Annotated in this window: 24 protein-coding genes; 18 read left to right on the forward strand and 6 right to left on the reverse strand. The window is 53.1% G+C overall.

Going from position 1 to position 22,674, the window contains the following annotated elements; all coding sequences use genetic code 11:
- Positions 1–237 precede the first annotated feature (237 nt).
- Positions 238–1,479, reverse strand: a complete 1,242-nt coding sequence (locus tag MES37_RS16565) for a DUF1479 domain-containing protein (RefSeq protein WP_237932039.1) — start codon at positions 1,477–1,479, stop codon at positions 238–240.
- A gap of 241 nt (positions 1,480–1,720) precedes the next feature.
- On the opposite strand from MES37_RS16565, the gene alaC reads away from it, so the two are divergent.
- Positions 1,721–2,926, forward strand: coding sequence for an alanine transaminase (gene alaC, locus MES37_RS16570; RefSeq protein ID WP_064544633.1), 1,206 nt, complete (start codon positions 1,721–1,723; stop codon positions 2,924–2,926).
- A 51-nt stretch (positions 2,927–2,977) separates the two neighbouring features.
- On the opposite strand, the gene ypdK is transcribed toward alaC, so the two are convergent.
- Both ypdK and MES37_RS16575 read right to left on the reverse strand, forming a co-directional pair.
- Positions 2,978–3,052, reverse strand: coding sequence for a membrane protein YpdK (ypdK, locus tag MES37_RS24965; RefSeq protein ID WP_115631778.1), 75 nt, complete (start codon positions 3,050–3,052; stop codon positions 2,978–2,980).
- A 343-nt stretch (positions 3,053–3,395) separates the two neighbouring features.
- Entirely contained in the window at positions 3,396–3,587 is a 192-nt protein-coding gene (locus tag MES37_RS16575) for a hypothetical protein (protein ID WP_064544635.1), read from the reverse strand.
- 319 nt (positions 3,588–3,906) lie between these two features.
- Between MES37_RS16575 and MES37_RS16580 the strand changes: the two genes are divergently transcribed.
- The 5 genes from MES37_RS16580 (at position 3,907) to MES37_RS16600 (ending at position 8,434) form a co-directional block, all read left to right on the forward strand.
- Positions 3,907–5,406, forward strand: coding sequence for an MDR family MFS transporter (locus tag MES37_RS16580; protein WP_237932041.1), 1,500 nt, complete (start codon positions 3,907–3,909; stop codon positions 5,404–5,406).
- Positions 5,407–5,481: 75 nt separating this feature from the next.
- Positions 5,482–5,988 carry a hypothetical protein gene (locus tag MES37_RS16585; RefSeq protein WP_237932043.1) on the forward strand — a complete coding sequence of 169 codons (507 nt, stop codon included), beginning with the start codon at positions 5,482–5,484 and terminating at the stop codon, positions 5,986–5,988.
- 12 nt (positions 5,989–6,000) lie between these two features.
- Entirely contained in the window at positions 6,001–6,447 is a 447-nt protein-coding gene (locus MES37_RS16590) for a DUF421 domain-containing protein (RefSeq protein ID WP_237932045.1), read from the forward strand.
- Positions 6,448–6,566: 119 nt separating this feature from the next.
- Positions 6,567–7,418 carry an aldo/keto reductase gene (locus tag MES37_RS16595; RefSeq protein WP_121815141.1) on the forward strand — a complete coding sequence of 284 codons (852 nt, stop codon included), beginning with the start codon at positions 6,567–6,569 and terminating at the stop codon, positions 7,416–7,418.
- Between the two features lie 26 nt (positions 7,419–7,444).
- A complete protein-coding gene (locus MES37_RS16600; protein WP_237932047.1) occupies positions 7,445–8,434 on the forward strand; it encodes an aldo/keto reductase in 990 nt (329 codons plus the stop codon).
- A 61-nt stretch (positions 8,435–8,495) separates the two neighbouring features.
- Here the strand turns inward: MES37_RS16600 and MES37_RS16605 are convergent, their stop codons facing one another.
- The 3 genes from MES37_RS16605 to hpaX form a co-directional block, all read right to left on the reverse strand.
- Positions 8,496–9,389: a LysR family transcriptional regulator gene (locus MES37_RS16605; protein ID WP_064544648.1), complete on the reverse strand. Its 894-nt coding sequence runs from the start codon at positions 9,387–9,389 to the stop codon at positions 8,496–8,498.
- Between the two features lie 4 nt (positions 9,390–9,393).
- Positions 9,394–10,194 carry a MipA/OmpV family protein gene (locus MES37_RS16610; protein WP_064544730.1) on the reverse strand — a complete coding sequence of 267 codons (801 nt, stop codon included), beginning with the start codon at positions 10,192–10,194 and terminating at the stop codon, positions 9,394–9,396.
- A gap of 260 nt (positions 10,195–10,454) precedes the next feature.
- A complete protein-coding gene (gene hpaX, locus MES37_RS16615) occupies positions 10,455–11,843 on the reverse strand; it encodes a 4-hydroxyphenylacetate permease (RefSeq protein ID WP_237932048.1) in 1,389 nt (462 codons plus the stop codon).
- 299 nt (positions 11,844–12,142) lie between these two features.
- Between hpaX and MES37_RS16620 the strand changes: the two genes are divergently transcribed.
- The 12 genes from MES37_RS16620 (at position 12,143) to MES37_RS16675 (ending at position 22,640) form a co-directional block, all read left to right on the forward strand.
- Positions 12,143–12,607, forward strand: coding sequence for a MarR family winged helix-turn-helix transcriptional regulator (locus tag MES37_RS16620; protein WP_064544651.1), 465 nt, complete (start codon positions 12,143–12,145; stop codon positions 12,605–12,607).
- Between the two features lie 331 nt (positions 12,608–12,938).
- On the forward strand, positions 12,939–14,060 hold the full coding sequence (locus MES37_RS16625) for an amidase (protein WP_237932050.1): 1,122 nt from the start codon (positions 12,939–12,941) through the stop codon (positions 14,058–14,060).
- Between the two features lie 42 nt (positions 14,061–14,102).
- Entirely contained in the window at positions 14,103–15,230 is a 1,128-nt protein-coding gene (locus tag MES37_RS16630) for an acyl-CoA dehydrogenase family protein (RefSeq protein WP_064544655.1), read from the forward strand.
- A gap of 22 nt (positions 15,231–15,252) precedes the next feature.
- Complete coding sequence (locus MES37_RS16635) at positions 15,253–15,612, forward strand: hypothetical protein (protein WP_064544657.1); 360 nt, start codon at positions 15,253–15,255, stop codon at positions 15,610–15,612.
- 11 nt (positions 15,613–15,623) lie between these two features.
- Positions 15,624–16,136, forward strand: coding sequence for a nuclear transport factor 2 family protein (locus tag MES37_RS16640; protein WP_064544659.1), 513 nt, complete (start codon positions 15,624–15,626; stop codon positions 16,134–16,136).
- 28 nt (positions 16,137–16,164) lie between these two features.
- Positions 16,165–17,475, forward strand: coding sequence for an aromatic ring-hydroxylating oxygenase subunit alpha (locus MES37_RS16645; protein ID WP_064544661.1), 1,311 nt, complete (start codon positions 16,165–16,167; stop codon positions 17,473–17,475).
- Between the two features lie 3 nt (positions 17,476–17,478).
- A complete protein-coding gene (locus MES37_RS16650) occupies positions 17,479–17,958 on the forward strand; it encodes an aromatic-ring-hydroxylating dioxygenase subunit beta (RefSeq protein ID WP_064544734.1) in 480 nt (159 codons plus the stop codon).
- Positions 17,959–17,968: 10 nt separating this feature from the next.
- Positions 17,969–18,709 (forward strand): SDR family NAD(P)-dependent oxidoreductase, encoded by a 741-nt coding sequence (locus MES37_RS16655; RefSeq protein WP_064544663.1) that lies wholly within the window; start codon positions 17,969–17,971, stop codon positions 18,707–18,709.
- A 9-nt stretch (positions 18,710–18,718) separates the two neighbouring features.
- Entirely contained in the window at positions 18,719–19,651 is a 933-nt protein-coding gene (locus tag MES37_RS16660) for a PDR/VanB family oxidoreductase (protein WP_064544665.1), read from the forward strand.
- A 10-nt stretch (positions 19,652–19,661) separates the two neighbouring features.
- A complete protein-coding gene (locus tag MES37_RS16665) occupies positions 19,662–20,156 on the forward strand; it encodes a flavin reductase (protein ID WP_064544667.1) in 495 nt (164 codons plus the stop codon).
- 44 nt (positions 20,157–20,200) lie between these two features.
- Complete coding sequence (locus MES37_RS16670; protein ID WP_064544670.1) at positions 20,201–21,541, forward strand: MFS transporter; 1,341 nt, start codon at positions 20,201–20,203, stop codon at positions 21,539–21,541.
- Positions 21,525–22,640, forward strand: coding sequence for a muconate/chloromuconate family cycloisomerase (locus MES37_RS16675; RefSeq protein ID WP_237932053.1), 1,116 nt, complete (start codon positions 21,525–21,527; stop codon positions 22,638–22,640). The genes MES37_RS16670 and MES37_RS16675 overlap by 17 nt, the downstream gene beginning before the upstream one ends.
- Positions 22,641–22,674: the final 34 nt, after the last annotated feature.

Here is a 22,674-nt window from a genome sequence, read left to right on the forward strand (position 1 = left end):
AACGAATCGCAACCGACCCTGACACGGAGGCAAAATGGAGGTTTACCGCTTGCGGCGATTTATTTGCCGGGAGTCAGGGTTCTTAGGGTGACGACGGTGGTCACCCTAAGACGTTCACCGGTTCAGTCGCGACATAAACACGCTATCGCCTGGTGAACGGAACCTTCTCCGGCTCGGCAGAAAGCGCCCCTCAAAGTTGTGACTAAGAGACACCTCCCTGGGGGTAGGGTGAGGGGATTACTTCCCACCTAACTGCTCGCGCCCGGCGGCTGTCATATCCGCTGGCATCGCACGTCCGGTGAAATCAACCTCGAAATCATCGGCGGCAAAATCAGGTGGCGATTTACCTTCAACAAAGGATGACCACTGGCGCTCAAGGTAAGCGGCGTTCTTCTCACACCATGGTGCGGCGGCGATATACATCACGTTGCTATCAAATTCACCAAGATGTTCATTTTCAACAGCATGGATCACATCGCAGTGCCAGAAAACCGTATCGCCCGCTTCCATATCCGGAATTGAGGAAATCCCTGTTAATAAAAGGGGATGCCACTGCTCGTTAATAGAAAGTGCGCGGCCAGGCTTCGCTTCGCACAGCGATTCTTCCGGCACATCATCCTGCAAAGCGCGCAGTAAAATGTAGGCCATCGCATTCGCTACCGGCAGCAAGGTTAGTGTGCCGCCATGTTTACGCTGCGGGCTAAGCGCCGTCCAGCCCTGGAAAGTACGGAACATCGAACACACCGCTGGCGATGGGAATTCACGCACTTCGGTACGCCCTTCAGCAGCAAACGGGCTGTATTTCTGCCATTCACCAGAAAACACATGGCGATAAACATGGCGGAAATTCTCATCCAGCCAGCGTTCAACTGAACCGCCATCCACATGTGGAGACAGGCCCAAAGAGTTGGAACGCGGCGGGCGGCGGCGGGTACGGTCGGCATAGCTCACCACACGGTCCGGGTCGAAATGCTGCTTACCGTTGCTTTCGGTTTCCCATAAATTATTCAGAAACACCTGCACCGCTTTCATGCGGGCATGTTGGCGCGCTTCAACCTGCGGCTTCGACCAGTAGATGCCGTAAATTTGCGGCTTACTGGCGGCAAGTGTGCCGAAATAGTTATCTTCTGCAGCGTTCTTCAGTTTCTCGACAAAGTTATTGCGCTCCAGATAATTCCCGACTTCCTCATTCCAGGCTTGCGCCTGAGATTGCGGGAATACCCCTTTCACGGTGCAACAACCCCGCTGGCGAATAAGTGCTTTTTGCTGCTCGCTAACGCGATGATTCACGATATCGTCAGCATTAATTTGTGGCACTGGGTTTTCCCCACGCGCCAGTTCAGCGCGGATCTCGTCGATCTGGCGCTTCATATCACCTTCGAGTTGCTCAAAAGCGGTTTGGTAATTTGGCAGTTCGTGGCGAAGTTTTTGTTTTATCTCACGGATTGCACGCGGTAAGTCATCAATCTGTAGGGTCATGGTGATACTCCACGTCTTTTAAAGAAGGTTATTGGATTGTTGCGACATGGTTAATGTAATCCACTTGCATCAAATAAAATAGGGATAAGCTTCGAATGAAGCATCCTCTTTTTGGTGGGATAAAAATATTTCTCTTTCCCTCTCGACAGATGATTTTTATTCAGGCTATTTTCTAAACAAGCCACATCGCGTGGCAGCGTCGCTCGGACGGTCCGGGCGCTAACGTTAATCTGAGGAATTTATGGCTGACTCCAGTCCAAAACGTCGTTTTTCGCGTATCGATCGCCTCCCGCCGTATGTATTTAATATCACCGCTGAGCTGAAAATGGCGGCGCGTCGCCGTGGCGAAGATATAATCGATTTCAGCATGGGCAACCCTGATGGCCCAACTCCGCCGCACATCGTTGAAAAACTCTGCACCGTTGCGCAGCGTGAAGATACCCACGGTTACTCCACCTCCCGAGGTATTCCGCGTTTACGTCGCGCTATTTCGCGCTGGTATAAAGATCGTTACGACGTCGAGATTGATCCGGAAAGCGAAGCCATTGTCACCATTGGCTCGAAGGAAGGCCTGGCGCACCTGATGCTGGCAACCCTCGACCACGGCGACACGGTGCTGGTGCCGAACCCAAGTTACCCGATTCATATTTACGGCGCGGTCATTGCCGGAGCGCAAGTGCGCTCGGTGCCGCTGGTGGAAGGCGTCGATTTCTTCGCCGAGCTGGAACGTGCGATTCGCGAAAGCTACCCGAAACCGAAAATGATGATCCTCGGCTTCCCATCGAACCCAACCGCGCAGTGCGTGGAACTGGAGTTTTTTGAACGAGTAGTGGCACTGGCAAAACGTTACGACGTGCTGGTGGTGCATGATTTGGCCTACGCCGATATCGTTTATGACGGCTGGAAAGCCCCGTCAATTATGGAAGTCCCTGGCGCTCGCGATGTCGCGGTTGAATTCTTTACCCTGTCAAAAAGCTACAACATGGCGGGATGGCGCATCGGGTTTATGGTGGGTAATAAAGAGCTGGTGAACGCACTGGCGAGAATCAAAAGTTACCACGACTACGGCACATTTACGCCGCTACAAGTCGCGGCCATTGCGGCACTAGAAGGTGATCAACAATGCGTGCGCGATATCGCCGAGCAGTACAAACGCCGGCGTGATGTGTTAGTGAAAGGCTTGCACGAAGCGGGCTGGATGGTGGAATGCCCGAAAGCGTCGATGTATGTGTGGGCGAAAATCCCTGAGCACTATGCACAAATGGGGTCGCTGGAATTTGCCAAAAAACTGCTTCAGGATGCGAAAGTCTGCGTTTCGCCAGGCGTGGGTTTTGGGGATTACGGTGACACGCATGTGCGCTTTGCGCTGATTGAAAACCGTGACCGTATTCGCCAGGCGGTACGTGGCATCAAAGCGATGTTCCGTGCCGATGGGGTATTGGGTTAACGTTTAATGGTCGAGTGATGAAAAACAGGAGCCAATGGCTCCTGTTTTTCATCACTCGACCATCATCACAAACGTACCGACCCAAACCAACAAAATAAACGACAAGCCCATCATGAAATATTTCACGTTACATTGCTCCGCGCGTGCTGCCGCGCAATTTTGCTAAAAAATTCAGTATAGAAAGATGAAACCGCCATTCATGACTTTTGGGATTAACTTCACCATATGGCCGCTGCATATTGTATTTTTTTGGCTAATGAATCGATTCGCCGGCGCTAATGTACTCTCCCTTTCAGAGTGAATACAAGAGCCAGCAAACTGAGAAAAGCATCATTTTTTAAACTTTACATTTCGTGCGAATCGACTGTGACAAAGTCGCCATAATTCAATGAATTATGTGGGATGTATTTTGGAAGGGGAAAGCAGGAACAGGCCCTTGCGAGCCTGGATTAATGACGAAGCCGTTGGGTTATTTCACCGCGTCGTGGGCATTTTCCATCGCCTGCTTTAAGGCTACGTTTTGTCTGTTTTGCTCGGCCATATAACAGGCATCTTTGCTGACTCCCTGAGCCTGGCATTCTGCCTGGCGCTGCGCCGGAGTACTACAGCCAACCAATGTTCCAGCCATACCTACAACCATCATCAACATTATTTTTTTCATTGCTGTTTAACCCAAAATTAAGAAGAAGCCGCCGCAGCGGAAACGCCGTTTCTGGCGCTGGCATAATCCATTATTTTTGGTATGGGTAAATTAGGAAAAAGCTTAATCATTGATGCGGAAAATGTATTTATTTCCAGATCACAAATTGCTAAATGGCCGGTGAATCTCCAGTGACCCGATACTACAAGGCGGGCAATGGTGTGATTTCGGATTTATCACAGCCGTTTTTAGGGGCGTTTCGTGCGCCATCCATTGACCGGGTGAAACTATTCACCCTACATTAATTACCAAATTAATTAATCCCAAGCTGACAGGTAACATGACAGTCACCGAAACACCTCAGGCAGAAACGCATCAGCAGGCAACTTCAATTCGTTTATTGTTCTGTGCGCTGATGCTGGTCATGCTGCTCGCCGCACTAGATCAGACCATCGTTTCCACCGCCTTGCCGACCATTGTCAGTGAGCTGGGTGGGCTGGAAAAACTCTCCTGGGTGGTCACCGCTTATCTGCTTTCTTCCACTATTGTGGTGCCGCTATACGGTAAATTTGGCGATCTGCTGGGGCGCAAGATCGTGCTGCAAACGGCTATCGTGATTTTCTTGCTTGGCTCCGCGTTATGCGGGCTGGCGCAAAATATGACGCAGTTAATTCTGATGCGTGCCTTGCAAGGGTTGGGTGGCGGCGGGCTGATGGTGGTCACTATGGCGGCGGTGGGCGATGTTATCCCGCCTGCGGATCGCGGCAAATATCAGGGCTTGTTTGGCGGGGTGTTTGGCCTTGCCACCGTAATTGGCCCGCTGATTGGCGGGTTCCTGGTTGAGCATTTCTCCTGGCGCTGGATTTTCTACATCAACCTGCCGCTAGGTGTCTTCGCGCTGCTGGTGATTGGCGCGGTGCTCAAACCGCAAACCGCGCGTATTCGCCACCAAATCGATTTTCTTGGCGCGGGTTATCTCGCCGCCTCGCTGACCTGTTTAATCCTGTTCACCAGCCAGGGCGGCACCGTAATGGCGTGGTCTGACCTGCAACTGTGGTGCATTTTTGCCTTTTTTGTGGTGACGCTCGGCGGCTTTATTTATGAGGAGCGGCGGGCATTTGAGCCGATCATTCCCCTCGGCCTGTTCCGTGACCGCACTTTCTTATTGAGTTGCCTGATTGGTTTTATTATCGGCATGTCGCTGTTTGGTTCGATGACTTTCTTGCCGCTTTACTTGCAGGTGGTGAAATCGTCCACGCCGACCGAAGCCGGGATTCAGTTACTGCCGCTGATGGGTGGGCTGATGCTGACCTCAATTATCAGTGGCCGCATCATCAGCAAAATAGGGCGCTATCGCATCTTCCCGATCGTTGGCACCTTGCTGACGTTTATCGCCATGTTATTGCTCGGCACGCTTAAAATCGACTCACCTATTCACACGCTCTATCTCTACATCGCGTTGTTGGGCTTTGGTTTGGGCATGGTGATGCAGGTGTTGGTGCTGGCGGTGCAAAATAGCGTGGAGCAAAAAATGATTGGTGTTGCGACCTCCAGCACCACGCTGTTCCGCCAGATTGGTGGCTCGATTGGCGTGGCGGCCTTCGGCGCAATTTTCACCAATGTGCTGCAAAACAAACTGAGCGAATTGCTCCCACCTGATACTCAATTGCCCCGTCAACTGGGTGCAAAGGCGGTGCATGAACTTCCAGCGGCGCTGCAAAATGATTATCTGCAAGCCTTTGGCTCGGCATTGCATTCGGTGTACCTGATTTCTGCGGCAGTGGTGGTGTTTGCGTTCATCCTGTCATTGCTGATGAAGGATGTACCGCTGCGTAAATAATCCAGGCTGGCTAGTGTTGCCGCTGTTGACTAGACTTCAAAACAGCCACTTACTCTGCATTGGCCGGATCAATAAATGAAAACAACGCCCGCCAAACAATCTTCACCCGTGGCCGAAAAACCGTTCTGGCTGAACTTTGAATTTCAGCTGCGGCGTGTCGGTTTTGTGCTGTTGCTGCTGATTGTTGCGGCCGCTCTGGCGGGGCTATTTTCACGCGGCTATCTCAGTGAGGCCACCCGTTCGAACGACGACCATTCCCTCACTGTTGATTACGAAAAATTCAATCGCCTGATGAGCGACATGGACATGAAAATCACCTCGGTTATCCCGTTTGGGAAACGTAACCGTATTGTGCTGGGCGGTGATTTTATGGAGGGCTTTCGCATTGATACGCTGCAGCCGCAGCCGGATAAAATGTACAGCCTGAATGGCGAGATGATTCTGGAATATCAACCGACGGCACCTGGCGTTAAGCAAACATTGTGGTTAAGTCTGACGCCGATGAAATTCGGGGCCATGAAAAGCACCGTCGCAATTGATAACGGCGCTGAAATCCCTTTCCAACAATTTATTTATCCCTAAGGTAACCAGACAATGGATATGGTAATAAGGGCGCTGGCCATTTATCTGGTATTGATGGTGGTGTTCAAGATTGCTGGCCGCCGTACGCTATTACAGATGACCTCCTTTGATTTGATATTGCTATTAATTATTAGCGAGGCCACGCAACAAGCGTTATTAGGCAATGACTTTTCCGTCACCGGAGCCATGCTGACCATTGTCACCTTGATTGTGGTGGATATGCTGTTTGGTTTGATAAAGAAACATTTACCGGGAGCTGATGATTTTCTTGATAATACGCCAGTCATTTTGGTTGAAAGCGGCTATTTGTTTCAGGAGAAAATGAAAAAAGTCGATATTTCCTGTGATGATATTTTACAAACAGCCCGTGTTGATCACGGAATCACCCAACTGGCAGAAATTAAATTCGCCATTCTCGAACGCAACGGGCATATCTCGATTGTCCCGGAAAGCAAATAATCCCGCCGCTCGTATTCATTAATGAATCCTGCTAATAAACCCTAGCGAATTAGGGTGCCTAATCAGATAAACCTGTTTGCGTTATGCTTTTTCCCACACCACAGATTAGGGGGAACGCTATGCAAACCGTCACATTGAACAACGGTATCGAAATGCCACTGCTGGGCTTTGGCGTCTTTCAGATGACAGAGGCCGCAGAATGCGAACGTGCGGTTATTGACGCCATTGAAACCGGCTACCGTTTGATTGATACCGCCGCCTCTTATCAGAACGAAACGCAAGTCGGTAATGCTTTAAAAAACAGTGGCATTGCCCGTGAAGAGTTGTTTATCACCACCAAACTATGGTTGCAAGACGCCAACTACGAAGGCGCGAAAGCGCAGTTCGAACGTTCGCTCAACCGCCTACAAATGGATTACGTCGATTTGTATCTGATTCACCAACCGTACGGTGATGTGCATGGCGCGTGGCGTGCGATGGAAGAGTTGCAGCAAGCCGGGAAAATCCGCGCCATTGGCGTCAGTAACTTCCAGCCTGATCGACTGGCTGATCTTATCGCTTTTAATAGCGTGGTTCCCGCCGTCAACCAGGTGGAAGTGAACCCGTTCCATCAGCAACTGCATGCCGCGCCATGGATGCAAAGCCGTGGCATTCAGCCAGAGGCCTGGGCTCCGTTTGCGGAGGGGCGCAACAATCTGTTCCAGCATCCGCTATTAGCGGCGATTGCGGCAAAACACGGTAAGAGCATCGGGCAAGTCGTCCTGCGCTGGATCTTCCAGCGTGGCATCGTTTCGCTGGCGAAAACCGTGCGGCAAACTCGCATGGCAGAGAACCTCAATATTCTGGATTTCGAACTGAGCCGCGACGATTTTCTGCAAATTACCGCGCTGGATACTGCGACCAGTGCCTTCTTCTCGCATCGTGATCCGGCGAGGGTTGAGTGGCTAACCGGCCGCAAACTAGACGTATAACTTCCACTCATTCACGAGGAATCATTATGCAAAAGCGTTATCTCGGTCATTCTGGTCTTGAAGTTTCCGCACTGGGTCTGGGTTGTATGGGGCTAAGCCACGGCTATGGCCCGGCAACGGATACCCGCCAGGCCGTGGAATTGATTCGTGCTGCCGTCGAGCGTGGCGTGACATTTTTCGACACCGCCGAAGTGTATGGCCCGTATCTCAATGAAGATGTTGTCGGCGAAGCATTAAAACCGTTCCGCGACCGCGTAGTTATTGCCACCAAATTCGGCTTCACTTTTGGTGAGGATAATAAGCAGCAAATTTTAAACAGCCGTCCGGAACATATTCGCCAGGCGGTGGAAGGGTCGTTACGCCGTTTGAAAACCGACGTTATCGACCTGTTATATCAGCATCGTGTGGATCCCGATGTGCCGATTGAAGACGTCGCAGGTGTAGTAAAAGACCTGATTGCTGAAGGGAAAGTGAAGCACTTTGGTTTGTCCGAAGCGGGGGCGCAAACCATTCGCCGCGCCCATGCTGTGCAACCGGTCACCGCGCTGCAAAGTGAATATTCGATGTGGTGGCGTGAGCCGGAGCAAGAAATTCTGCCGGTGCTAAAAGAACTGGGGATTGGGTTTGTGCCGTTTAGTCCGTTAGGCAAAGGCTTCTTGACCGGCTCAATTAAGTCTGGCACCACCTTCGGCGCGGATGATTTCCGTAGCAAAGTACCGCGTTTTGCTGTTGATGCACTGGAAGCCAACGAAAAACTGGTTTCTTTGCTCAGTGAACTGGCCGCAGAAAAAGGGGTAACCCCGGCGCAAATCGCACTGGCGTGGTTGCTGGCACAGGAACCGTGGATTGTACCGATTCCGGGAACCACTAAGCTACATCGTCTGGAAGAGAACCTGGCTGCGGCGGATTTAACCCTTGCGCAGGATGATTTGCGTAAAATCACCCTGGCACTGGAAACGGTGAAAATCGTCGGTGAACGTTATCCGGCGGCATTGCAGACTCGCGTCGGGCGTTAATCCTGAAAATGTCGGGTTGGGTTTTGTAGGGTGGATAAGCGTTAGCGTCATCCACCGTTTTTTATTCTGAATAACGCAACGAATCGATAAGTAATGCAAAGGCAGGTGGGTGTTGTTTACGGCTGGGATAATAAAGGTAATAGCCCGGAAACGTTGGGCACCAGTCGGCAAGAACCTGCACCAGCTCCCCCGATTTCAGCTCATCCTGAACCATATCATCAGGGACGCAGGCCAGGCCAAACCCAGCCAGCACGGCATCAATCCGTTCGGAAAGCAGATTAAAAATCAGCTGGCCTTCCACGCGCACGCGCAGGGGTTTAGCGTCTTTTTCAAATTCCCAGTGATACAAACCGCCTGCGGTGGGTAAACGCATATTAATACAACGATGATGTTGTAATTCATGCGGCGTTTGCGGAATGCCTTGCGCCTGTAGATATTGCGGCGAACCGACAACCACCATGCGCAAATCCGGCCCGATTCTCACCGCCACCATGTCTTTATCGACACTTTCCCCCAGCCGAATTCCGGCATCGAAACGGCCCTCGACAATATTGACAAAACCGTTATCGACCACCAGCTCGACATTAATATCCGGGTACTGTTTGAGGAACGGTTTTAGCTTCGGCCACAGTAGTTTACGCGCGGAATGTTCACCGGCAGAAAGCCGGATATTACCTGAAGCACCGCCATTTAATTGCAGAATGCTTTCCAGTTCGCTCTCAAGTTCCGCCAGGCGAGGCTCGAGGCTGGCAATGAGTCGCTCACCGGTTTCGGTGGGGGCAACACTGCGGGTGGTGCGGGTCAGCAACCTCACATTTAAACGTTCTTCCAGGGCTTTCACCGCATGACTTAACGCCGATTGTGAAACGCCCAGTTTCCCTGCGGCTTTGGTAAAACTCCTTTCTTTTGCCACCACCAGAAAGATTTGCAGCTCATTGAAATTTTCTTTAAGCATCTCGCTACCAGATATAACCTACGGCCAAAATCCCATACAACTCACCGTTATGCTGCACGATAGGGCTGTCGGCAATATCTTTATCATAAAACTCGTAGTTGGCCGCCAGCATCCCCACCCATTTTGGGCTAAAACGGTAACTAGTAATCACCGCAGCCATAGGCGAGAAGGTGGTTCCGGTATCCCATTCTGGTCGTTGGGCGGTGGCTTCACTTTTCGAAACGCCACCAAAGTAATAGTTCGCCATCTTATCGCTGCGAATCATCATCCCCATGCCTGGCATCACCAGCAAATTCCCTTTTACGATAGGGAAATCCGCCCACAACAGTAGTTCCTGGCCATTACTGCGCCCGGTGACATCAGAACTGACACGGGCGCTAAGCAGTGCATACGGGGTAATAATAGTGCCGCCGACGCCCGCTTCAAATTCTGACTTTCGCTTGTGCATCCCATCGAAAGCATCTTCATCATCGGGATCCAGGTTACCAAAGCGGAACCTGCCATACGCATAAGCGGCGGTGTTGTCATCAAGATGAAAATAGTAGCGACCACGGTCGCCGAGATACATGAATTGATCGCCAAAATAGAGCGCGCCGGGGATGACATAAGTTTCATCTTTTTGCGCTTCGTAACGTGCCGTGCCGCTAATCACCGCGCCGCCCAAAATCAAACCCTTGGGGATGGGGCTGGTGTCATTGTCTTTCGCGAATAGCTCTAAGGAGCCAAGATCGACCTCGGCGTGAACAGAGGCACTAAGCAGCAACAGGGGGCTGAGTGCTGTGGCTAAATGTCGGTTTAGTCTCATAGGGTTTCCCAAAAATGGTGAGCGCGTCGGGTATTTTAATTTCTGCCACAATGTCCGTCCTGTTCTAATCATTGCTGATGATTTCATTATATAAATGATGGACTTTCTACCTGGCGGCTACTCGCATAGTTTAGCCCAAAGACCGAGAAGATCACTAAAGGTGACTTGTTTCATTTTGCGGAGCATTTTCTGGATAAAAAAAGCCCAGAATAGCGATGTGCATTCCGGGCTTTCATCATTCAAAGAGGCTATTTTCAGTGTTACAAACTGCTTCTTTGCGCCATCTTCTTCATCGGAATCAATGAAATAACAATTGCGCCCAACACCAGGAACCCAGCAACCATATAAATACCGGCGTTGAAATTACCGGTGACATCTTTCATCCAGCCCATCAACAATGGCCCTAACGCGGCACCAGTCATACCGGTGGCGTTGATCACCGCAATACCCAGGGCGCGGGCTTGCAAAGAGATGGATTGATCCGGCGTGGTCCAGAAAATGACCATCGCGGCAAATGCACCTGACGAGGCCATCACAATGCCGGTAAATTGCAGCATCGGATTGCTGCTTGAAGCTGTTAAAACCCAGCCTGCGGCGGCAAACAGATACGGCAACAGAGTGTGAATTTTACGTTCATTAAAGCGGTCAGAACGCTTACTCCACCAAATCATCCCGACAATAGTACAAACTTGCGGAATCGCGCTGAGTAAACCAATGGTGATGTTATTACTTTCCTGGTTAAAACTGCGCAGGATAAGCGGCGTCCAGACGCTCAAGGCGCTTAATGTGTTGGTGAGGCAAAAATAGGCCAGCGTATAAAGCATAATCACCGGCGTAAATAATTCCCGCAGCAGGCCGCGTTGGGATGTCGGGCCGATATTGGTGCCTTGTTGTGATTTCTGAATCGCCAGTTTATCGGCTTCCATCATCTCGTTCAGGCAGGCTTTATCATCGTCGGTCAGCCATTTGGCTTTCGACGGTGAGTCATCCAGCCAGAACCACACCACCAGACCTAACAACACCGACGGGAACCCTTCGAGCAGGAACAGCCATTGCCAGCCTTTCAGGTTGAGCAAGCCATCAAGGTTAAGAATATAGCCGGAAGCGAGCGAGCCCAGCGCCATGGTGACGGGCATCGCAATCATGAACAGCGCATTCGCCCGAGCGCGATATTGCGCAGGGAACCAGTATGTTAAATAGAGCAACAAACCCGGTAAGAATCCGGCTTCAGCAATCCCCACCAGCATACGCAACACGTAAAGGCTGCCAGGGCCGGTGGCAAACATCGTCGCGGTGGAAGCAATCCCCCAGACCACCATCAAAACGGCAATCCAGCGGCGTGCACCGACAATACTCAGCATGATGTTACTCGGCACGCCGCAGATAACATACATCACATAAAACAGCGTGGTCGCCAGGCCAAACATGGTGCTGGTGAGGCCCAGATCTTTGCCCATTGTCAAACCGGCAAAGCCAATGTTGATGCGGTCCAGATACGAAAAAACAAACAGCACAAACAAGAAGATAATCAACCGACGAAACAGTTTTTTAATCACCGCCTGTTGCCGGGGATCCAGTGCTATTTCGCCTGGTGATGGCGGTGCCAGCACCTCGGAGCGAGCCTGTTCCAGAGAAGGACTTTCGTTCATGAAGAGCTCCACATTGCGTTTATTAGTATTGTTAGTCCGGTGTTGTCATGGATTGAGCACTGCCCGTCCCAGCCAACGCAAACCCGTGCGCTAACGTATAGGAAAGAGGAAGATTGGATGTCAATGCGGTGTTGTGAAAATGATACAAAAATGTTGTTCATGTGGCATTTTTGAATCATTAAGTGTGCGGTAATCGCCCAAAATTCAGAATTGAACAATAGCGTTGTCCGAAGCGCTATAGCCGCCAGGTTTAAGCAGGTATAATCGCCCAATTGACAACTGTCTTGCTAAGGAACCTCATGAGTAACCTAAAGAAAACACCGGATGTGGATGCCGAATTTCACCGTGAGGAGTTCCCGTTTTACTGGATAGTCAACGTCTATGCGCGCTACACCCAAATCATGGAAGTGACGCTGAAAAAGGTGCAACTGGATGTCTCTGGCTTCCGGGTCTTAATGGTGACGCAGCAATATGGCAAGGCCAGCATTTCGCAAATCTCCGAATACGCGATGGTCAAAATGCCGACGGTAACCAAAATTGTTGGCCGCCTGCGCGATGAAGGTTTAGTCACCACCGCCAGCAGTGAACAAGATGCGCGAGTCACCGAAGTGATGTTGACTGCCAAAGGCCAGCAAAAAGTGGAAGAAGCGTACCGTCTGGCAGGTAAAGTTTTCGAGAAAGGGTTTAAGGGCATGAGTGTGGCGCAGGTGGAAAAAATGAATCTTTCACTGGCTAAAGTGCTCGATAACCTTAACGAAATTTGAGCCTGATCGACAGAATGACAAATTTGTGACCGCGTTAAAAATTTCTTCCAACCCACTGTAAAATAAATATTTTTTATCCACTCGTCGTCCTGAGTTCTCATGACGACTTTTTGGCATTCGCCAAATTTTTCCTTATCAATTCATCAGCATAATCAAAAATTCATTTGTTAAATTTGGTTAATTCCATGTTAATCACTCGTAAAATTTACGTGAAATATTACTTGAATTTTCATCTAAATATTCCATGATTGATTCATATTTACTCAGAACGAAAAAGCAGCGATGACTGTTTACCTAATGTGATTCACATTATCTGATTAAGGGCTTAATGATGAAGTCTATTTGTGAGAGCAATGGTTATGTAGAGCAGTTTGTCGTCGGCGAGGGTGAACTGCGCTTTGCGGTAAAAGACACCCTGGATATCGCTGGTTACCGTACTCGTGCCGGATGTCTGGCGCTCGCAGCTGCACCTGTTGCGCAGCATCATGCTGGCGTAGTGGCGACGTTACTCAACAACCGCTGCGTGCTGACCGGCAAAACCACGCTGCACGAACTGGCATTCGGGGTGACGGGCATTAACGCCTGGAGCGGCACCCCGGTGAACCCGCTGTTTCCGGCGCTGATCCCTGGCGGTTCATCGAGTGGTTCTGCGGCGGTTGTCGCATCCGGTGAAGTCGATTTTTCACTGGGTACTGACACTGGCGGTTCGGTGCGTATGCCTGCCGCTTGTTGTGGAGTGTTGGGGCTGAAACCCGGTTACGGTGTCATCAGCCGCGATGGGGTTTTACCGGCACACAGCTCGCTGGATTGCGTCGGCATTTTTGCCCGCAACGCTACGGTGCTGCGCCAGGTTCTGACGCACCTTTCGATTCCTGTCGGCGAGCCAATCACTGCGTTGCCTGAAGTGGCCTTTGTGGCGGCGGCAATCCCAGAAATTGACGCGCTTCTGCTGGGGCAACTCGAACAACAGGGCATTCGTCCTCACCATTCACAACTTCCTGCGCTTGCCGACGCACACCGCGCCGGGCTGGCGATTATCAGCCACGAAAACTGGCAGGCGTTTAACTCATTGCTCAGCAGTGAAGAGGTTTCGCCAGATGTCGCGAGCCGTATTCGGGCGGGCAAAGATGTGGACGCTGCCGCTTTGGCTAATGCCGAACGTGTGCGCATCAAATTCACCGCCGAGGTGGATGCGTTACTTGAGCAAACACCTTTGCTGGCGCTGGCAACCTTGCCGGAACTTCCTCCAACGCTACAAGAAGCACAAGACCCGCTTAGCGTCGTCAACCTGACTCGCCTGGTGCGGCCTTTCAATCTCAGTGGACATCCGGCAATCACCCTGCCGATGGGCGAAATACGCGGTCGTCCGGTCGCCTTGCAATTAGTGGCGGCCAAAGGGCGTGAAGGCTTGTTGGTTCAGGCCGCCGAGTGGTTTTGTCGGGGATTAGCGTAAGCGCCATCCACCATTTGCACCCCATTACTTCGGGAGTTAGCCATGTCTGTCGTCAACGTTCGTGAAGAGCTGGTTCCGTTACTGAGTGAAGTGACGACTCGTAGCGCCGATTTTGAACATCAACGCCATATTTCTGAAGACATTATTACCCGCTTCAAACAGGTCGGTGTGTATCGCGCACTGGTGCCGAAAATTTACGGCGGTGACGAATGCTCACCCGCGCAGTTTTGCGAACTGATTGAGCAAATTGCCACAGCAGACGGTTCGGCAGGTTGGGTGGCAAGTTTTGGCATGAGCCCGTTCTACCTTGGGGCGTTGCCGCCGGACACCCTGAAAGAGCTATACCGCGATGGGCCAGACGTGGTGTTTGCCGGTGGAATTTACCCGACACACAAAGCCATGCGGGCCGATGGGGGTTATCGCGTTAGCGGGCGCTGGAGTTTTGCCAGCGGCAGCATGGGCGCATCGGTGTTTGGCGTGGGTATCCAGCCAGATGAAGAAAAAGCGCTGCCGCGTATGGCGGTGCTGCCACGGGAATATGTGCAGATTGATCCGGTGTGGAACACCGTCGGGCTGGCCGGAACCGGCAGCCACGATCTGCTGGTTAACGACGCGTATGTTCCGCAGGAGTGGACGTTTATTCGCGGTGGCGCACTGAATCTGGAAGGGGCGCTGTATCGCTATCCGGTGCTTTCCCTCGCCACGCAAGTGTTGTCAGTGGTGGCGCTGGGTGTGGCTCGCGCGGCACTCAATGAAATCTACCAGATTGCCCATCGTCAGCAGTCTGTCACAGGTGCGCCGAAGCTTGCTGAAAGGCCACAGGCACAGATGCAAATTGCCCGATGTGAAGCGGATCTGCGCTCGGCCCGCGCCTGGTTCTACGAAGCTATCGACGAAGTGTGGCAAAAATTGCTCGCCGGTGACGAAGCCAGCCCAGAACAAATTAATGCCTTGCGTCTTTCTTCGACGCACGTTACCCGCGTGGCAGCAGAAGTGGCACGCCAGGCGCTGGCACTCAACGGCATGGGCGGCGTTGCGATGACCAGCCCGCTGCAACGTTATGTGCGCGACACCATGGTGATTACGCAACACGCCTTTATGGGCGACCTCTCTTATCTCAACGCCGGTACGGTCTTTTTCGGTGGCAAACCGCTGCCGGGTTACCTGTGATTCTTTTCTAAAGGAGCAATAAATGAGCCAGACAAACAAATTACGTGTGCTGTTCTGCATCGGGGTTAATCAGAACTTTTTCGATGCCAGCCCAACGGAAGCGAAGCAAGTGTGGGGCGCTTTTGGCGTGATGATGAAAGGGGTTGAAGAAACCCCCGGCATCCGCGTGATTGGCAATATGGATGACGACCAGTTAATGGTTGGTCCGTCCACCACCGCACCGTGGACGACTTACATTCTGGCCGATGCCGACGCGCTGGAAAACGTCGCGGCAGTATGCAACTTGTTCCGCACCACGCCAGTGGGTGATAGCGGTAGCAAGCTGTGGAAGTACTGCAAAATCGAAGCGCGTGTTGGGCGTGAACTGATTATTCAGGGCTAACGGAGTCGATGATGAATTCACCGGACGCACAGCGTTTACAGCAGCTTGAAGACCAGCAAGCCGCCAGGGTTTGTATCAGCCAGTACATGTGGTTGTGCGACCAACTCGATACGGCAGAAACGGTACAGGCTATCGGCGAACTGTTTACCGCAGACGCCTGCTGGGAAGGTGTCGGCGAGCCGTATGCCGCGCGCCTGGGAAGACATCTTGGGCGTGAGGCGATTGTGGCGATGATGGCAGGTTATGTGCGAACCCCGGCGCATTTTGCCATGAACGCCCATTTTCTTTGCTCTGAAGCGCTCAGCCAGCAGCCCGACGGCAAGCTCTGTGGCCGCTGGCTGATGTTGCAAACCTCCGAGTTTTCCGCCGGAGGCGCTCATCTCAACGCGGCGGAAATTAACGTGGAATTTTGCCGCGAAGCCAGCGGTATGCGTATCCACCGTTTTACGACGCGCAACCTGTTCAGCCGCCCGGTAAACCACTGGCATGCAGCGGATGAACTCCCGGTGCCGGATAAAAAATAGACAGCCGAAGACGTGCAGGAGATTGGACATGAATTGCGACAACATCATCAACATAAAAAATATTGATACCACAGCGCCAGCGGTGCCTGATTGCGCGGAAATTGCCGCCTTAGTGCAACACGATCGCGTTCACACCTCGTTGTATAACTCAGAGCAATTATTCCAGCTCGAGCTGGACAGAATTTTCAGCAAAACCTGGGTTTGGGTGGCACATGCCAGCGAAATCCCGGAAACCGGCAGCTTTAAAACCACCGAAATCGGCACCCAACCGGTGATTGTGGTGCGTGACCGTAAAGGCACCGTTCATACCTTACTGAACCGTTGCCGCCACCGCGCCGCCACCGTTTGCGAACACCGCAGCGGCAAAACTAACAGCTTCGTCTGCCCGTACCACGGCTGGGGTTACGCGCTGGACGGCACTCTGCGCGGTGTTCCGCACCCGGAAAGCTATGCCGACCAGCTGGAAAAGGGCGAGTTAGGGCTGGTGTCGCTGCGCACCGAACAATACGCCGGAATGATTTTTGCCACCTTCAATGAACAGATTGAACCGTTGGAAGATTTCCTCGGTGCTGCCAAAAAATGGATGGATCTGTTTATGAAACAGGGCGCGGGCTTCCCGATTAAAACCGGGCCTGCACACCGTTTCCGCTTCCCGGGTAACTGGAAAATCCAGCTCGAAAACACCACGGACGGCTATCACTTCCCGGTGGTGCACCGCTCGTTCCTTAGCTCTGTCGATAAGCAGACCGAAGAGATGCTCAACTTCGTCGATGGCAGCGGTTATGTCGAAGATTTGGGTAATGGCCACAGCGTGATGGTGATGATCCCGGAACTGGTGGATTTGGACGCTAATCTCGACGCGCCGATCCCGGAACGCTTTAGCGAACTGGCTGATGCGCTGCGTCTGGAGCACGACGAACAGCAAGTGCGCCGTATTGTCCGCGCCGTCGGCGGTTCCGGCTTTAACCTCAATATCTTCCCGAACATTGCCTGCTCGATGGCGTTCTTCCGCGTGTTACAGCCGGTTTCGGTCAAGGAAACTGAAATTCACCATGCGGTGATCATGATGGACGGCGGGCCAGAAATCGCCAACCAGGCCAGATTGCGCCTGCATGAACACTTCCAGGGGCCGATGGGCTTTGGCACACCGGACGACTCCGAAGCGTGGGAACGCGTGCAGCGCGGCGCAACCTCTGGCAACGATCTGTGGATCATGCTCAACCGCGGGCTGGCGGGGGAATACCGTACAGACGATGGTTTGCGCAGCGATGTGAGTGCCGAAACCGGCATGCGAGCGGCTTACCAGATGTGGAAAAAACTGATGACGGAGGCGGAATAAATGATGAAGCCAGATTCTGATCTGTTTGCGGCGATGTCGCTGATTAACCTCGAAGGCGATCTGCTTGATCAAGGCGAATTCAACGCCTGGCTGGAGTTATGGCAGCGCGACGGCTTGTATGTGGTGCCGATTGACCCACAGGAAACTGATTTTAAAAACACCCTGAACTACGCCTGCGACGACCATGAAATGCGCGCCCGCCGCGTGAAACGCCTGTATAGCGGCGAGTCGATCTCCACTACGCCGCGCGCCAGGACGTTGCGCACCTTGTCGCGTTTTCGCCTGCTGGAATCGCAGGATGACGTGATTGTGGTGCGTGGGGCGCAGTCGCTGTGGGAACACCGCAAAGGCCACAGCCGCCACTACGCCGCAGACATTACCTGGCAGTTACAACGCCAGGGTGATCAACTGCTTATCAAACAAAAAGTGATCCGCTTGATCAACAGCGACGATGTGCTGCACAGCATCGGTTACATCCTTTAAGGGGCTATTTATGACACAAACCGTATTAGTCACAGGTGCTGCTGCCGGACTGGGAAATGTCATCGCCAAATACCTGCTGGAGCAGGGATTCCAGGTGGTGTTGTCGGACGTGAACCGCGAACGTGCGCAGCAGGCGGCAGACAACCTGGATAACGGCCAGGGCAAGGTGCTGGCGGTCGGGCTGGATATTCGCCAGCCGCAGGATTTTGAACTCGCGCTGGCGGCAACCGTTGAGCGTTTTGGCAGCCTGGATGTGCTGGTTAACAACGCCGCGCTGACGCTGGCAACCCCGGTAATGGACATCACTGTCGATGAATTTGACCAGGTGATCTCCACTAATCTGCGCGGCACGTTTGTTGGTTGCCAGACGATGGGGCGCTACTTCGCTAAGCGTGGCTACGGGCGGATTATCAACCTCGCTTCGCTGGCAGGACAGAACGGCGGCACCGCTTCCGGCGCGCATTACGCCGCGTCAAAAGGCGGCATTTTGACGCTGACCAAAATCTTTGCCCGCGAGCTGAGCAAATCCGGCGTCACGGTTAATGCCATCGCCCCAGGGCCGATGGATTTGCCTTCGGTTCATGCGCTGGTGCCGGAAGAAAAAATGGCCGGACTGTTGCAGATGATCCCGGTCGGCAAGCTGGGCGAGGCCGAGTTTATTGCTCAGGCCGTGGCATTACTGGCTTCACCACAGGCATCGTTTGTTACTGGGGCAACCTGGGACATCAACGGTGGCCTGTTTATGCGCTAAGGAGCGGACATGCTGACTTTGCAAATTATTAAGCGCGAATTGCAGGGCGATGTCGTGCTACTCACGCTCGCCCACGCCGACGGCCTTGAGCTTCCGGAATACGGTGCGGGTGCGCATATCGACCTGCATCTGAGTGAAGATCTGGTGCGCCCGTACTCGCTGTGTGGCGACCCAAAAAACCGCCAGCATTACCAACTGGGTATTCTGAAAGACAGTCAATCTCAGGGCGGATCGCTGGCGGTGCATACCCTGCGTGAAGGCGATGAAGTGCAGGTCAGCGTGCCACGAAATCTGTTTGCTCTTGAAGCCTGCGCGGCACATAGCCTGCTGATTGGCGGCGGGATTGGCATCACGCCGATGCTGGCGATGGCCGCAGAACTGCACGCCGCCGGGCGCTCTTTTACTCTGCATTACGCTTGCCGTTCACGCTCTGGTGCGGCGTTTGTCGCGCAACTGGAAAGCGCGTCGTATGCCGAAAAAGTTCAGCTGCATTTTAGCGACGAGCAGCGCCTGAACCTTTCAGCGGTGCTCAGCGATGTACCACCGAATACCCATGTGTATGTCTGCGGCCCGACGCGATTAATGGATGCGGTCAATGAGACGGCCAAAACCCTGAATTACCAGGCGCAACAGATTCATCAGGAATGTTTTAGTGCCGATGTCCAGATTCAGGGCAAGGCATTTGAAGTGGTGGCGGCGGCCAGCGGGATCACCGTGCAGGTGGCTGAAAACCAAAGCATCGTCGAAGCACTGGCACTGGCGGGTTTGAAAGTCTGCGTTTCCTGTAAACAAGGGATTTGCGGCAGCTGCCTGACCGATGTGCTGGAAGGCGAACCGGACCACCGCGACAGCTATCTGACGGATGAAGAGAAAGCCGATGGCGATCAAATCCTGTTGTGCTGTTCCCGCGCCAAAGGCGCGCGTTTAATCATCGATTTGTAAGGAATATCCCATGACTCTGCAAACAGATTTTCGTAATGCGATGGCGCAACTGGGGAGCGCGGTTTCGGTGATTACCACCGATGGCCCGGCGGGAAAATTCGGCTTCACGGCGTCTGCGGTATGCAGCGTGACCGACCAGCCGCCAACCTTGCTGGTGTGTATGAACCGCAACTCCTTCGCTAACGACCATTTCAAACAAAACGGCGCGTTATGCGTCAACGTGTTGTCCGGCGAGCATCAGGATTTGTCCGGTGTTTTTGCTAATGCCAACCTGCGTTCTGAGCAACGTTTTCTGCACGATAACTGGCAGGTAATGGCCAGCGGTGCGCCGGTTCTCAGCTCATCAGTCGCCAGCTTCGACTGCGTTATTGATACCTGCCATGAAGTCGGCAGCCACACGGTGTTTTATTGCCAGGTGCAGGCGATTCGTGTCAGCGAACAGCCACGCGGCCTGGTCTACTTTAACCGCCGTTACCACACCATCGGCGACGATGTTGAAGTGTAGCCGCCAACGGTTTAGCGCATCTTTTATCCACGAGGAAACGCTCCATGAGTGACATCGCGAAAGAAAATGCACCGCACGATGCCCGACAAATGCGCAAGCTTGTTATCGCATCGGTGCTCGGTAATGCGCTGGAATGGTACGACTTTTTCCTCTATGGGACGGCCGCCGCACTGGTGTTTGGCCCGTTGTTCTTCCCGGTGGGCGGCGATCCGCTACAGGGAACGTTATTAGCGTTTTCAGGCTTTGCGGTCGGTTTCCTGGCTCGCCCGCTGGGTGGGATTGTGTTTGGGCATTTGGGTGACCGATACAGCCGCAAAATGACGCTGGTGATGACGCTGTCGTTAATGGGCGCGACCACCTTTGTGATTGGTCTGCTGCCGGTTTACGCACAGATTGGCATTTGGGCGCCGATTTCACTGATCAGCCTGCGCTTCTTACAAGGCGTGGCATCCGGTGGCGAGTGGGGCGGTGGTGTGCTGATGTTGAGCGAAAATGCGCCGACATCACGCCGTGGATTCTTTACCGCCTGGAGCCAGATGGGGGTTTCCGGGGGCTTTGTGTTATCGGCATTTGCCTTCTGGCTGGTGCAGAAACTCCCGGAAGCGGCCTTCATGAGTTGGGGCTGGCGAGTGCCGTTCCTGCTGAGTCTGCTGATTTTTCTGGTCGGGGTTTATATCCGTAAAAACATCCGTGAAAGCCAGGTCTTTCAACAGGCTAAGCCACAAGACCAACACGAAAAACTGCCATTGCTGGTGCTGATTAAAGAGCACCCGAAAGCGCTGTTGCAGGCCATCGCGCTGCGGTTGCCAGAGAATGGCGCGTCCTACATCTTTTTCACCTTCTCGGTGGTGTATGCCAAACACATTGGTATCAGCACCGGCGTCATCATTAGCGCGGTGACGCTCGCGATGGTGGTGGAGCTGTTCTCGATTCTGTTCTGGGGCGCATTGTCTGACCGTATCGGCCTCAAACCGGTGTATTACGTCGGTGTGATTGGCTTGCTGGTGATGGCTTTCCCGTTCTTCTGGCTGCTGTCGACCGGCGATTACGGCTGGATCATGGTCGCGATGATCCTCGGTTTACCGGTGTGCCACGGGGCGATGATCGGTACTCAGCCGTGCATCATGAGCGATCTCTTCCCGGTGCGGGTACGTTACTCAGGCCTGGCGCTGGGGCATGAAGTGGGATCGATATTTTCCGGTGGTTTAGGGCCGATGCTGGCGGTGGCGTTGCTGATTGAATTTGATGCTTACTGGCCGGTTTCATTATTGCTGATGGGCTATGCCCTGCTGGCGCTGATTGCGCTGTGGAGCCTGCCTTCACAGAAAAAATCACCGGCGTTGCCGCGTTTAACTGAAGGAGCTGTTAATGAGTCTCACAATTGAGTCAGTTGCTTGCTGGCTGGTGGATATCCCGACTATTCGTCCACACAAGCTTTCCATGGCAACCATGGGCTGCCAGACGCTGACTATCATTCGCATGACCTGTGCACAGGGCGTTATCGGCTGGGGAGAGGCGACCACCATCGGCGGTTTGAGCTACGGCTCGGAAAGCCCGGAGGCGATTAAATCAGCCATTGAGTGCTACCTGGCACCGTTATTGTGCGGCAAAACCTTTAACGGCGTGGCCGCGCTGGCGGACGTGATGAACGCCAGCGTGAAGGGAAACACCTTTGCAAAATCGGCACTGGAAACCGCGTTTCTTGATGCGCAGGGAAAAGTGCTGGGATTGCCGGTCAGTGACTTGCTGGGCGGTGCATTAACTGAGCGCCTGCCGGTGCTGTGGACGCTGGCGAGTGGCGATACCGAAAAAGATATCGAAGAGGGAAAACGCCTGCTGGCCGAAGGGCGACACAATACTTTCAAACTGAAGATTGGTGCGCGCGCTCTGGAAGTGGATATTCGCCACGCGCTGGCAATTAAATCTGCTCTTGGCGGTGATGTCAGTATCCGTGTTGACGTTAACCAGGCGTGGGATCTGACCACCGCCATAAAAGGCATGACGCAGTTGCAGAACGGCGGTATCGACCTGGTGGAACAGCCGACGCCGCAGTGGGACCGACAAGCTTTGATCACGCTAAGCCAGCGTTTTGCGGTACCGATCCTCGCTGATGAATCCGTGGCAACCAGCCACGATGGCTACGCCCTGGCGAGCAACGGGTTCAGCGGTGCTTTTGCCCTGAAAATTGCCAAAGCAGGCGGGCCAGTGCAGGCGCTGAAACTGGCGCATGTGGCACAGGCGGCGGGCATTGGGCTGTATGGCGGCACCATGCTGGAAGGAACGCTGGGCAGCGTCGCCTCATTGCACGCCTGGTCGACAATCAACATGCAGTGGGGAAGCGAAATGTTCGGCCCGTTACTGCTTAAGGACGACATTGTGGTACGCCCGCTGGATTTCAGCGACGGGCAGGTCACATTACCGCAGGGGCCAGGGCTGGGCATTGAAATTGACGCAGATAAACTGAATTTTTACGCCAGAAAATAAGACAGACTCTTACCCTACAGTGAGGAATATAAAA

Source organism: Buttiauxella sp. S19-1, from assembly GCF_022134725.1.
Classification (GTDB): domain Bacteria; phylum Pseudomonadota; class Gammaproteobacteria; order Enterobacterales; family Enterobacteriaceae; genus Buttiauxella; species Buttiauxella ferragutiae.